General features: G+C 58.9%; 10 protein-coding genes and 1 tRNA gene. 3 read left to right on the top strand and 8 right to left on the bottom strand.

Annotated features, from left to right (window positions below; genetic code table 11):
- Positions 1-118 precede the first annotated feature (118 nt).
- Positions 119-1,186, bottom strand: a complete 1,068-nt coding sequence (gene recA / locus GOV80_RS00235; RefSeq protein WP_170354230.1) for a recombinase RecA — start codon at positions 1,184-1,186, stop codon at positions 119-121.
- A 192-nt stretch (positions 1,187-1,378) separates the two neighbouring features.
- On the opposite strand from recA, the gene GOV80_RS00240 reads away from it, so the two are divergent.
- Positions 1,379-1,972 carry a sulfotransferase family 2 domain-containing protein gene (locus GOV80_RS00240; RefSeq protein ID WP_170782422.1) on the top strand — a complete coding sequence of 198 codons (594 nt, stop codon included), beginning with the start codon at positions 1,379-1,381 and terminating at the stop codon, positions 1,970-1,972.
- A 5-nt stretch (positions 1,973-1,977) separates the two neighbouring features.
- Here GOV80_RS00240 and GOV80_RS00245 read toward each other — a convergent pair whose 3' ends face one another.
- The 3 genes from GOV80_RS00245 to guaB form a co-directional block, all read right to left on the bottom strand.
- Entirely contained in the window at positions 1,978-4,269 is a 2,292-nt protein-coding gene (locus GOV80_RS00245; protein ID WP_170782423.1) for an ATP-binding protein, read from the bottom strand.
- 105 nt (positions 4,270-4,374) lie between these two features.
- The gene (locus GOV80_RS00250; RefSeq protein ID WP_170782424.1) at positions 4,375-5,532 is read right to left on the bottom strand and encodes an RsmB/NOP family class I SAM-dependent RNA methyltransferase; all 1,158 of its coding nucleotides are present in this window, start codon (positions 5,530-5,532) and stop codon (positions 4,375-4,377) included.
- 73 nt (positions 5,533-5,605) lie between these two features.
- Complete coding sequence (gene guaB / locus GOV80_RS00255) at positions 5,606-7,054, bottom strand: IMP dehydrogenase (protein WP_170782425.1); 1,449 nt, start codon at positions 7,052-7,054, stop codon at positions 5,606-5,608.
- Between the two features lie 217 nt (positions 7,055-7,271).
- On the opposite strand from guaB, the gene GOV80_RS00260 reads away from it, so the two are divergent.
- Both GOV80_RS00260 and GOV80_RS00265 read left to right on the top strand, forming a co-directional pair.
- Positions 7,272-9,317: an ASKHA domain-containing protein gene (locus GOV80_RS00260; protein WP_170782426.1), complete on the top strand. Its 2,046-nt coding sequence runs from the start codon at positions 7,272-7,274 to the stop codon at positions 9,315-9,317.
- A gap of 24 nt (positions 9,318-9,341) precedes the next feature.
- Positions 9,342-10,199: a class I SAM-dependent methyltransferase gene (locus GOV80_RS00265; protein ID WP_170782427.1), complete on the top strand. Its 858-nt coding sequence runs from the start codon at positions 9,342-9,344 to the stop codon at positions 10,197-10,199.
- 16 nt (positions 10,200-10,215) lie between these two features.
- Here GOV80_RS00265 and GOV80_RS00270 read toward each other — a convergent pair.
- From GOV80_RS00270 to GOV80_RS00285, 4 genes are all read right to left on the bottom strand, one after another.
- Positions 10,216-10,289 (bottom strand) — tRNA-Gly (locus GOV80_RS00270).
- A gap of 127 nt (positions 10,290-10,416) precedes the next feature.
- Positions 10,417-11,478: a methyltetrahydrofolate cobalamin methyltransferase gene (locus GOV80_RS00275; RefSeq protein WP_170782428.1), complete on the bottom strand. Its 1,062-nt coding sequence runs from the start codon at positions 11,476-11,478 to the stop codon at positions 10,417-10,419.
- Between the two features lie 9 nt (positions 11,479-11,487).
- The gene (locus GOV80_RS00280) at positions 11,488-12,414 is read right to left on the bottom strand and encodes a methylenetetrahydrofolate reductase (RefSeq protein WP_170782429.1); all 927 of its coding nucleotides are present in this window, start codon (positions 12,412-12,414) and stop codon (positions 11,488-11,490) included.
- 26 nt (positions 12,415-12,440) lie between these two features.
- The gene (locus GOV80_RS00285; protein ID WP_170769805.1) at positions 12,441-12,737 is read right to left on the bottom strand and encodes a virulence factor; all 297 of its coding nucleotides are present in this window, start codon (positions 12,735-12,737) and stop codon (positions 12,441-12,443) included.
- Positions 12,738-12,943: the final 206 nt, after the last annotated feature.

The raw sequence follows: 12,943 nt of genomic DNA on the forward strand, positions 1-12,943 counted from the left end.
TCATCTTGTTCGAAAACGGGTTTATCGCTGTCCCTGCGGATAGTCCACAGGTGAGGCTGCGCAAACGAAACAAGGCGGCCCCAATGGACCGCCCTGCGTTCACAATTCCGGGATGCCGTCAGGCTTCTAAAATATCGTCATCCTCAGTGGCACCGGGCGGCATGTCGAAGTCCAACCCATGCGCGGCGCGGATCTTGTCCTCAATCTCCAACGCCGAGCGACTGTTATCGCGCAGATATTGTTTGGCATTCTCACGCCCCTGCCCGATCCGCTCGTCCCCGTAGCTGAACCAAGAGCCCGACTTCTCAACCACACCGGCCTTAACGCCCAGATCCAGCAGCTCGCCCATCTTGCTGATGCCTTCGCCATACATGATGTCGAATTCCACCTGCTTGAACGGCGGGGCCACCTTGTTTTTTACAACTTTGACGCGGGTCTGGTTGCCGACAACCTCATCGCGGTCCTTAATCGCGCCGATACGCCGAATGTCCAAACGCACCGAGCTGTAGAATTTCAGCGCGTTGCCCCCAGTGGTCGTCTCCGGGCTGCCAAACATGACGCCGATTTTCATCCGAATCTGGTTAATGAAGATCACCATACAATTCGAACGGCTGATCGAGCCGGTCAGCTTGCGCATCGCCTGGCTCATCAGACGGGCCTGCACGCCGACATTGCTGTCGCCCATGTCGCCCTCCAGCTCAGATTTCGGCGTCAGCGCCGCGACCGAGTCGACCACAACCATATTCACCGCACCCGAGCGCACCAGAGTATCAGTGATCTCAAGCGCCTGCTCGCCCGTGTCCGGCTGCGAGATCAGCAATTCGTCCAGATCGACACCCAGCTTACGAGCATATTGCGGGTCCAACGCGTGTTCCGCGTCAACGAACGCACAGACACCGCCGCGCTTTTGTTGTTCTGCAATACAATGCAGCGTCAGCGTGGTCTTGCCCGAACTTTCTGGCCCGTAAATCTCAACAATTCGGCCCATCGGCAGACCGCCAATCCCCAGCGCGATATCCAGACCCAGCGATCCGGTCGAGCTGGCCTCGATATCCTGTTTGGAATCCTCGCCCAGCTTCATGATCGAGCCCTTGCCGAACTGCCGTTCAATCTGGGCCAGCGCGCTGTCGAGCGCCTTTTGCTTGTCTGCGTTTTTCTTGTCGCTCATCGTCAGAAGATCCGCCATTGTCCTGTCGCCTTCTCTTGTGTCACACCCTTGAACGGGCGGCAATCACTGCTTTGTTCGCCTCTTGTTCCTTATGAGACCAAAAAGAGAACATTTCAACTAAAACTTACAGAACTTACCTTTCGGCAATTGTGTTAAAGAGTCGTTTACGCCAATCTGCAAAAAAGAATGAACTCTGACAGGGACAATTAAATGCTTGTTTTCTATGTGGAACGTCTTGCATTTCTGTCCGTCCCCAAAACCGGCAGCACCGCTTACCACAGCGCTTTGCGGGACCGGGCGGATATCGTTGTCACAGGACCGCCCGACCTGAAACATGCTCCGGTCCGGCGCTATGACCGTTTCTTTCAGAACATTTTCAGAAAAATGCACGACACAGAGATGGAGATCATGGCCGTGGTCCGCGAACCGATCGACTGGCTGGGCAGTTGGTATCGATTCCGCAGCCGTCCCGAGCGGCTGAATCACCCTCATTCAACCCATGATCTCAGCTTTGACGACTATGTTCAGGCCTATATGCAATCCCCGCGTCCAGAATATGCGGATGTCGGCAGCCAGAGCCAGTTCTTCCGCACCCGCAGCAACGGATTCGGGGCGACGCACGTCTTCAAATATGAACATCAGGACAAAATCCTGAGCTTCCTACAATCCCGTCTGAATATGGAGATCACACTACCGCGCGAGAATGTCTCTCCCCTCCGTGACTTGACGCTAAGCGCCGAAACCGAGCGCAAATTCCGGCGCAAACATGCGGCCGAGTTCGCGTGTCACGACGCGGCCCTCTGACTGTTTCAGTTCAATTGCTGGAACACCGCTTCGGTCAGTTCGTTCAAGGAAAACGGCTTCGGCAGGAAAGCCGAATGCGCAAGCTCGGGACCCGAGTCGCCAAATGCCCCTTCGGTATATCCCGACATGAAAATGACGCGGACATCTGGACGGTCTTTCATCGCCTGACGCACCCAGGTTGGGCCATCCATGCCCGGCATCACCACGTCGGTGACGAAGAGATCGACATTCAGGGCCCCGTCTTCCAGCAGATGCAGCGCCTCTTCTGCCGAATCTGCTTCCAAAACGGTATAGCCCTTCAGGCGCAGCGCGCGGGTTGCAAAGGCGCGCACCGGTGCTTCATCCTCGACCAACAGAACTACGCCTTCACCCTGACGCGCAGCTTGTGTTTGCGGTGCCTGCACGGCGGGTTCTTCGACACGTTCGGATGCGGCTGAGACCGGCAGATAAACCGTAAACTCGGTTCCCCGGCCCAAAACGCTGTCAACAAAGATGAAACCGCCGGTCTGTTTCACAATACCGTAGACCGTTGACAGGCCTAGCCCCGTCCCCTCGCCCGTACGTTTAGTTGTGTAGAAAGGCTCGAACACTTTTTGCAGCTTGTCCGCCGGAATACCCGTACCACTATCAATCACCTTGACGGTGACATACTCCCCCGGTTGCACTGTAGCGCGATCGCGGCGCAGAGGCTCAGTCAGCGACACCACTTCAGTCTCGATCCGCACCTCGCCACCTTCGGGCATGGCGTCGCGGGCATTCACGACTAAGTTCATGAACACTTGTTCCAACTGCCGCTTGTCGGCGCGCACCGGTTTCAGCACTGGATCATGGCTGAGGATTAGGCGGATTTTCTCACCCACCAGCCGGTTCAACAGATGGATCAGGTCCGAGATCGTGTCCCGCAAGTCCAACACCTCGGGCTGCAAAGTCTGCTTGCGAGAGAAGGCCAGCAACTGACTGACCAGTGCTGCCGCCCTGTTGGCATTCTGGTTAATCTGCACCAGATCACCATAGTTAGGATCATTCTGATCATGCCTCAGCAGCAACAGGTCGCAATGCCCCGAAATCGCCGTCAGCAGGTTGTTGAAATCATGCGCCACGCCCCCGGCCAACTGACCGACGGCCTGCATCTTTTGGCCCTGTACGAATTGTGCCTCAAGTGTCTTGAGTTCGGTGGCATCGTTCAGAACCGCGATCAGGCAGACCTCGCCGTTATTTACCACGCGGCTCAGCGTCACCTGCACGAACATCTCTTTGTCCTGCCTTGGCAAGCGCAGAAACTCCGAACTTGGCGGGCTGTCTTCGGCCGCTGCGCGGGCCAGCCAATCCAAGATGGGATAGCCGAGCCCCTGCATAATCTGGACAACATTTGTCTGGCCTGGAACGATCTCGCCAACAAGTTTCACGGCCAGCCGGTTGGCGTCCAGAATTTCTCCGTTCGGCGACAGACACATGATGGCAACCGGAAGGTCAGCAAACTGAGCCTCAGTTCGAGGAGTGTTTGAAGTGTCCACTGGAACCAGAGCCAAGTCGACGACCGATCCCGATTTGGACAGTTCCTTAGTGACCACGGAAACCGAACCATCCTTGGTGTCAATCGAGACGATTTTACCATCCTCAGGCGGCTCACTGGAAAGGAGCTGTTTAGCTGTTTCCGGTGTCTGACCCAGAAGATGTTTCGCCATCCTGTTGGAACGTATCACTGCTCCGTTGCGTCCAAGCGTCACTACCGGGACCGAAACGTCTTCCCACTGACCCGGCGCTTCCAGATGAAACCGCCAGCAAAACAAGTCATTGTTCACCTCAAAAACCGATATCGGAACGGTTGAACCGACGGAAACAACCTCTTCTCGCGCTTTGCCGTGGATTTCGGCCATTGCCTGAAGGCGCAGTAAAATCGCCGCCGGATTAGCAAAAATGGCCGTAAGGCACTTATCAATTCGCGTGCCTGGCGCTGCATGAAACCGTTCACGTGCGGCGGTGTTTGCGGTCAGAATGACGCCATCTGCATTGGCGGTGATGCAGGGAAACAGGTCTTGTTCCGCAAATGCTGCCATCACCCCCGCGGATTTCCTCGTGGCCCAATCCATGATGCCACCACGTGCCGCAACCAGCGCACCTGCCGTTAAAAGCGAGATTCCCGCAACGATAAACCCCCCACCCCAGCCGCCCGGCAACACGCCTGCCAAGGGGGCTATGGCGACCAGAATTCCAACAACAGCCAACAGCGTCAGCCGCGCCACTGCCGGAGTTTTGCGAAGGGCGAGGTCGGAAAAAACATCTGTGGTTTCTGACATAAACAACTCTGGTCTTGGGGCGTTCGCGCAAGTGAGCCCAAAATAGGTTAATGTCCGTTTAATGAAATTCAGACACTCTCCTCAAGGTTGTTATTTCGCGACCGCCTATCGCGTCAAGTGTGCTGCAAAGAACCCATCCGTTCCGTGGGACGCCAGCCACAGTTTGCGAAAACTCTCTGACCAGTCAGGATGGGCGGACGTAAATTTATCTACTACGGCACCGTTTTCCTCGTTCAGCATCGAGCATGTTGCATAAGCCAGCACACCGCCCGCATCGACCAAGACAGACGTGTCTGACAGAATTCGGGATTGAAGCGCTGTCAATTCAGTCAGCCGTTGCGCATCCAACGCCCATTTCCCCGCCGGCGCCCGCCGCCATGATCCACTGCCGGAACAGGGCGCATCGACCAGTACAATGTCGAAAGGCGCTTGGGACGCCACCTCATCGGTTGCCAGCATCTTGATCCGCGCAGCGGCCCGTTCGGCGCGCGCGGGCAGATCGCGCATCCGTTCGGGGTTTACGTCATGGGCAAAAACCTCGACCCCGGAATAGGCCGCAAAAGCCAGAGATTTCCCCCCGCCGCCAGCGCAATAGTCCAGAACGCGCAAACCTGGTCGCAAATCCAGTGCTGCCACAACGGCCTGACTTGCCGCATCCTGCAATTCGACCACACCTTCGGAATAAGCGCGGCTTTGCGCAATCTTGCGCGCGCCTTCCCCAATCTCCAGCGCGGTGTCACAAGCCGGGTGTTCTTGCGCCACTATTCCGTCGGTCGCCAAAGCGGCAATGGCACCTGCCCGATCCGACTTGGACAGGTTGACCCGCACGTGAACCGGTGCCCGGTTTTGCAGTGCCTGGGCGACCGCCACAGCCTCATTGCCCAGAGACGATTGAAACATAGGCCACAACCAGTCGGGGATGTCATAGCGCTCGGCATCCGACGCGAAATCGCGGCCCACTTCGTCATCGGTCAGCGCATCTGGCGCATGGCCCTGCCCCGTAAACGTTTCAGCCAAATCCGCCCCAACAGCACGCAAAGCGCCGATCATCAGGCCACGCCCGGTCTCGGCCCCACCTAGGGCGGCATAAGATCGCTTGCACCGCAACGCCTGAAACACGTGATCCCGTATCGCGGCCCGGTCCTTGGAGCCCGCAAACCGGCTGCGCCGCGCCCAGCCCGTCAACGCTTTTTCAACCGGGACACCCAAAAGTATCTGATCAAGAATCTCGATAGAGGCCTGTACCCGGGCTGCTGGGATCATAGGTCTGTCCGATAAGGTGGCTGGAATGCAAAACGGCGCCCAAACCGAGCGCCGAGTTGCAATGGTTTAGGTTTTACATCACCCGATAGTTCGGGCTTTCGCGCGTAATCTGCACGTCATGCACGTGGCTTTCTTTCAGCCCTGCACCCGTGATCTTTACGAAATTGCAGTTCCTGCGCATCTCTTCCACGGTGGCACAGCCGGTATATCCCATGGCCGCGCGCAGACCGCCGACCAGTTGATGCACCACCGCGCTAGCAGATCCCTTATAAGGCACCTGCCCCTCGATCCCTTCAGGAACCAGCTTGTCGTTGGCGGCGTCCTTCTGGAAATAGCGATCGGCCGAGCCGCGCGCCATCGCGCCCAGGCTGCCCATGCCACGATAGGATTTGAACGAACGGCCCTGATACAGAATGACCTCACCAGGGCTTTCATCGGTGCCCGCAATCATCGAACCGACCATGGCGCAGGACGCCCCCGCGGCAATCGCCTTGGCGAAATCACCCGAGAACTTGATGCCGCCATCGGCAATCACCGGCACGTCTCCGGCGGCTGAGGCACAATCCATGATCGCCGTCAGCTGCGGCACGCCCACGCCAGCCACCATCCGCGTGGTACAGATCGAGCCCGGCCCGATCCCAACCTTGATCGCATCCGCACCCGCATCAATCAGCGCCTTGGTCGCGTCGCCGGTCGCGACGTTGCCCGCGATGATCTGAACTTCGTTCGACAGGGTCTTCACCCGCTTCACCGCGTCCAACACACCTTGCGAATGGCCATGCGCGGTGTCCACAACGATGATGTCGACGCCTGAATCCACCAATTGCTCGGACCGCTCAAAACCTGCGTCCCCGACCGAAGTCGCCGCCGCAACACGCAGGCGGCCCAGACGGTCCTTGCAGGCTGTGGGGTTAAGCACTGCTTGTTCGGTGTCTTTCAGGGTTAGCAGGCCGGTCAGCTTGCCTGCGCCATCTACGACCAGCAGCTTTTCGATCCGGCGGGCCTTCATCAGGCTTTTCGCCTCTTCCAGATCAGCCGGTTCCTGAAGCATTGCCAGATTGTCGGTGGTCATCATTGCGTGGATCGGCGTGTCGTCCGAGGTCGCGAAGCGCATGTCGCGGTTGGTCACGATCCCGACCACGCGACCATCGGGATCGACCACAGGGAAGCCGGTGAAATTGTACCGCTCGACCAGCGCCTTGGCGTCGGCCAGAGTCTGATCGGCGCGCAGGGTGACGGGGTTATAGACAATACCGGATTCGAACCGTTTGACCCGGCGCACTTCGCGGGCCTGTTCCTCGGTTGTCAGGTTCTTGTGGATCACTCCGATGCCACCGGCCTGCGCCATGGCAATCGCCATGCGGGCTTCGGTCACTGTGTCCATCGCCGAACTCAGCAGCGGAATGTTCATGGTGATCTCGCGCGTCACACGCGTGGTCGTATCCGCCGTTGCGGGCAGCACTGATGATGCGCCCGGAACCAGAAGTACGTCGTCAAAGGTGAGTGCCTCACGAATCTGCATCTGCTAACCCCATGCAAAACCCCGTTTGACGGCGACCCTATGACATGGATTGAACCCAAGGGAAAGCCCCTGATCTGAACTAGTTTTCCCCTGCGGGTCATTGCCGCGGCAAAAAACGACGCAACCGGTGACAAACGTGCCGCTGATTGGCCTTTCCCTTTGCGCACAAACCCATATCTTCCCCGGCATACGCGCGAATACAAAAGGCAGGCCCGACATGACCACCGACCCCCTTGTTGTCTTTACCCCCTCGGGCAAACGCGGGCATTTCCCCGTTGGCACCCCGGTTCTGACCGCCGCCCGGCAGTTGGGCGTCGATCTGGACTCGGTCTGCGGCGGGCGCGGGATTTGCTCGAAATGTCAGATCACGCCCAGCTATGGCGAGTTTCCCAAGCACGGTGTCACCGTATCCGAGGACGCGCTGAGCGAATGGAACGCGGTTGAACAACGCTATGACGACAAACGCGGGCTGAAACCGGGCCGCCGTCTGGGCTGTCAGGCGACGGTTCAAGGCGATATCGTAATCGACGTGCCCCCTGAATCTCAGGTCCATCGTCAGGTCGTCCGCAAAGCGGCTGCTGCACGCGCCATCACCATGGACCCGGTGACGCGGCTGTATTTCGTGGTGGTCGAAGAACCCGACATGCATTCGCCCACCGGCGATCTGGAACGGCTGGAACGTGCCCTGCGAGAGCAGTGGAAGATCGACGCCGTCACTGCCGATCTGTCGCTGATGGCCAAGCTGCAACCGGTGCTGCGCAAAGGCAAATGGGAGGTCACGGTGGCCGTCCACAAAGGCCACAAGGATGAGGTCGCCAAGGTGGTCGAAATTTGGCCCGGTCTGCATGAACAAGGCCTGTACGGTTTGGCCATCGACCTTGGTTCAACCACCATCGCAGCCCATCTGACCGATCTGGAAACCGGTGAGGTTAAGGCCTCCTCGGGCCTGATGAACCCGCAGATCCGCTTTGGCGAAGACCTGATGAGCCGCGTCTCCTACGCCATGATGAACCCCGGCGGCGATCAGGAAATGACCCGCGCGGTGCGCGAGGCGATCAACGACCTGACCACCTCGATCGCGGATGAGGGCGGGATCGACGCCGCGCTGATCGTGGAAACGGTCTTCGTCTGCAACCCGGTCATGCACCATTTGCTCCTGGGTCTGGACCCGGTCGAGCTGGGGCAGGCCCCCTTCGCGCTGGCCACATCCGAGAGCATGTCCTTGCCCGCACGTGAGATGGACCTGACCAAGATGAACCCGCGCGCGCAGGTTTATATCCTACCCTGTATTGCGGGACATGTGGGCGCCGACTGTGCTGCCGTTGCGCTCTCCGAAGAACCCGGCAAGTCCGAAGACCTCGTGTTGATCGTCGATGTGGGCACCAATGCCGAAATCCTGCTGGGCAACACCACACGCGTGCTGGCCTGTTCCTCACCCACCGGCCCCGCGTTTGAGGGCGCGCAGATCAGTTCCGGCCAGCGCGCCGCCCCCGGCGCGATTGAGCGCATCGAAATTGACCCTGCAACCAAGGAACCCCGCTTCCGCATCATCGGATCGGACAAGTGGTCGGACGAAGACGGCTTTGATCAGGATATCGCCACCACCGGGATCACTGGCATCTGTGGCTCGGGCATTATCGAGGCTGTGGCCGAGATGCGCATCGCCGGGCTGCTGGATGAAAGCGGCTTGATCGGGTCCGCCGAGCAAACCGGCACCGCCCGCTGCGTACCCGAAGGCCGCACCCACGCCTATCTGATCCACGATGCCAGCGCCGAGGGCGGCCCGCGTATCACCGTGACCCAAGGTGACATCCGCGCCATCCAGCTGGCGAAATCGGCACTCTATGCCGGTGCGCGCCTGCTGATGGATGAGATGGAGGTCGACACCGTTGACCGCGTGGTTCTGGCCGGGGCGTTTGGCGCGCATATCTCGACCAAACACGCGATGGTGCTGGGCATGATCCCCGACGCACCGCTGGACAAGGTCTCAAGCGCGGGCAACGCCGCTGGCACCGGCGCGCGGATCGCGCTGTGCAACATCGGATCGCGTAAGGAAATCGAGCGTGTTGTGCGCGAGATCACCAAGGTCGAAACCGCCATCGAGCCAAAGTTTCAGGAACATTTCGTCGCCGCCAACGCGATCCCGCATAAAACCGACCCGTTCCCAGAACTGGCGCAGGTGGTCACCCTGCCCGCGCCGTCCTTCAACACCGGCGGCGGGGATGACGAAAAATCTGGCCGTCGTCGCCGCCGCAGGTCATAGTCGGATCAAACGACGGAGGCCCCAATGCACACACCGAACGAAGAACAGGCTGAGTATTGGGGCAAGTCGCCGTCGGGTGTGAAATGGCTGACATACGAGGATCAGTTGGATCACGTATTCACCCCAGTGCTGGACCTTGTTCTAAGCCGCGCCAATATTGTCGAAGGTATGCGGGTATTGGACATCGGATGTGGCACCGGCGTCAGTTCGCTTGCAGCGGCGAAGCGTGTCGGCGGTTCGGGTCATGTCCAAAGCGCAGACATCTCGCAGGCCTTTCTGGACCGCGCCCAGGAACGCGCACGCGCTGAAAACCTGACAAATATGAGTTTTCTTTGCGCTGACGCCCAGACACAGGCTTTTCCGGAAGGCGAATTCGATGCTGCGATTTCGAGGTTCGGGGTCATGTTCTTTCAGGACTCGGTTGCGGCATTCCGCAATATCGCAAGCGCGCTGAAACCCGGTGGACAGATGACTTTTGCCGCATGGGGGCCGCTCGCAGGCAATCCTTGGTTCAAGATTCCTCACGTCTCTGCCACTGCGCGTCTGGGTAATCCGCCCAAATATGGCCGATTTGCCCCCGGACCGCTTGCCTTTCACGATCTGGACCATGTCGCCGGGATGATGAACGACGCTGGACTGACCGACATCAAGGCAGACCCCGTGCCATTGTCCTTGCCTGGTTTCAACGGTGTGCCGGGCACCGCTGCGCTGTGTACGCGAGTTGGACCGGCGGCCCGTGTGATCGGCTATTTCAATGGAACCGACGAGGATGTAGCGGCCATTGAAGCCGACGTTGCCAAAAACCTTGAGCAATTCGACACCGAAAACGGCATCGAAATCCCGGCAATTATCAACCTGTTTCAGGCGCGCCGGGCCGCGTGATCTGATCTGGGAAAACTGGAGCGGGTAGCGGGAATCGAACCCGCGCGTTCAGCTTGGGAAGCTGACAGGCTACCATTACATCATACCCGCCGCAGGGTTTGGGATAGCATTGCCGCTTTCCCAAACACAAGTCGCAACCTTCACCAAAGGACAAGAAAATCCAGAACAAAAAAGGCCGGGCAGTTGGCCCGGCCTTCTGTTCTTTCTTGCCGACGGATCAGGCGCGACGACGACGGCCACCGCCGCGACGACCGCCTGCAGCACCGCCTGCTGCGGCTTCTTCAGGTGATTTGTTGAACTTGATCCATGCCCCGCCATGCGGGTCGTTATTGGTCAGCAGGTTGGCGGCGCGGATGGCCTCCATTTCCTTGCCAGCACGCGGCTGGGTCGAGCCCAGACCAAACAGCTGGCAGAAGGTCTCATCATCCATATCCGCAGGCAGAATGATACCTTTGGCTTCGACCTCGGCCTTCTTTTCAGCCAGCTTCTTGGGACCAACGGGCAGCGCGACCGGGTTCATGATCGCAGAGGTCATGCCTGCGCCCATCGCCATCGGCAGGAAGGCGTTGTTGATGCCGTGGCGGTTCGGCAGGCCGAACGAGATGTTGGACGCGCCGCAAGTGGTATTCACGCCCAGCTCTTCACGCAAACGACGGACCAGCGCAAACACCTGCTGGCCAGCGGTTGCCATCGCGCCGATGGGCATGACCAGCGGGTCAACCACGATGTCATGCGCCGGAATGCCGAAATCGGCTGCCCGTTCCACGATCTTCTTGGCCACGTCGAACCGCACATCGGGGTCTTCGGAAATCCCGGTATCGTCATTCGAGATCGCCACAACCGGCACGTTGTATTTCTTGACCAGCGGCAGAACCAGCTCCAGACGCTCTTCTTCACCGGTGACCGAGTTCAGCAGCGGACGGCCTTCAGCCGCCTCAAGACCGGCTTCCAGAGCACCAGGAACCGAGCTGTCGATGCACAGCGGCACATCGACCAGACCCTGCACCAACTCGACGATCTTGGTCATCAGCGGCGGCTCGGTCTCGTTCGGGTTGGGGTTCGAGTTGTAGACAACACCCGCGTTGATATCCAGAACGGTCGCGCCTGCCGCAACCTGTGCCAGCGCGTCTTTCTCAACAGTCGAGAAATCGCCCGCTTCCAGTTCCGCAGCCAGTTTCTTGCGGCCCGTGGGGTTGATCCGTTCACCGATCACGCAGAACGGTTCGTCAAAGCCCAGAACGGCAGTTTTTGTTTTTGATTCGACGACAGTACGGGTCATGTCCGTTCCTTAGGAGTTTGCAGGCTTTGCCGAAGCGCCGCCGTTGTTGATGGCCCAGGTGGCGTTGGTTTTGATACCGCCAAGTGGGAAGAAATGCACGTTGGTGATGTTGAAGTCCGGGTTGGCGGCCTTGTGGTTGGCCAACTCGGTCAGAACATCGGTGGGCTCGTAGGGCAGCAGCAGCTTGGACACGTCCATGGCGCGCTTTTGCAGAACCTTCAGCGAGGGGCCAACACCGCAGGCGATGGCGAATTTGATCAGGGTCTGCAGCTTGGCCGGACCCGCGATACCGATATGGATCGGCAAATCGATCCCTGCCTCTTTCAGGCTGTCGGCCCAAGCGATGATCGGTTTGGCGTCAAAGGCGAACTGAGTGGCCAACGCCATTTCGGCGTCGGTGGTTTCGCTGAATTTCTGTTTCCAGCGCAGCGCGTCTTCCACGTTCTTGGTCGAACCGTCCGGGTCAATATCCTTATTGCCCTCGGGGTGGCCAGCCACGTGCAGACGCTTGAAGCCTGCCTTGTCGAACAGACCGGTCTCCATCAGCTGCATCGAGCTGTGGAAATCGCCATGGGGTTTCTCGACACCACCGGCCAGCAGCAGCGCCTGCTCAACGCCCGCTTCGCCCTGATACATCGAAATCCAGTTTTCCAGCGTCGCGGCGTCCTTGATGATCCGCGCGGGGAAGTGCGGCATCACCGGATAGCCCTCGGCGGCGATGCGCTTGGCGGTCTTGACCATGTCCTCGATGGGCGTGCCCTCGATATGGGCGATGTAGACGCGAGTGCCTTCGGGCAGCAGCGCGCGGAAATCTTCGACCTTTTCGGCGGTGCGCGGCATCACCTCGATCGAATAGCCCTGCAAAAAGGCTTCGACGGTCGGGTTCACAGGGCCGTTTTCGGCGGCATCACGTTTTTTGAAGTTCAGCAAAGCCATAGCGGCCTCCCATATAGATTTCGGGCTCATGCCCAACCGTCATTTGCGATCAGCGCTTTGATACGGTCCTGATCATATTCCGCTTCCAGACGCGCTGCTTCGGCTTCGGCGATCTCCGAGGGCTCGCCCTCGACCGCGAAAGGATCTGCTTTGCGCCATTCGGCCAGATAGGCATCGCTGTCCTTGGCATTCACCTTCATCGCCGCTCGGTCGATGGCTTGTTCGAACCGCTCCTCCAACTGCCGCTTGGCACCTCGACGGCCTTTGCCGACGATGACTTGAGCGGGGATGTCGCGCCAGTAAACGATGGTGACGTCAGGCATCGCGTATGATTCCTCCTAACCAGATGGACCGGTTCTAAACATCTATATGGTCGCAGGTCGGTCGGTTTTCGACACAAGGCGCATTTCAAACGACGTTTTGCCTACGACGGGATACCGGGGTTGTAACGAATTCGGCATCAAACGCGCATATCAAAATCCTCATCACTATAATGAGCGTCTTGCGCGATAAGAACGCGCGACCTATG

The sequence above is a fragment of the Ruegeria lacuscaerulensis genome, assembly GCF_013034685.1.
Lineage (GTDB): Bacteria > Pseudomonadota > Alphaproteobacteria > Rhodobacterales > Rhodobacteraceae > Ruegeria > Ruegeria lacuscaerulensis_B.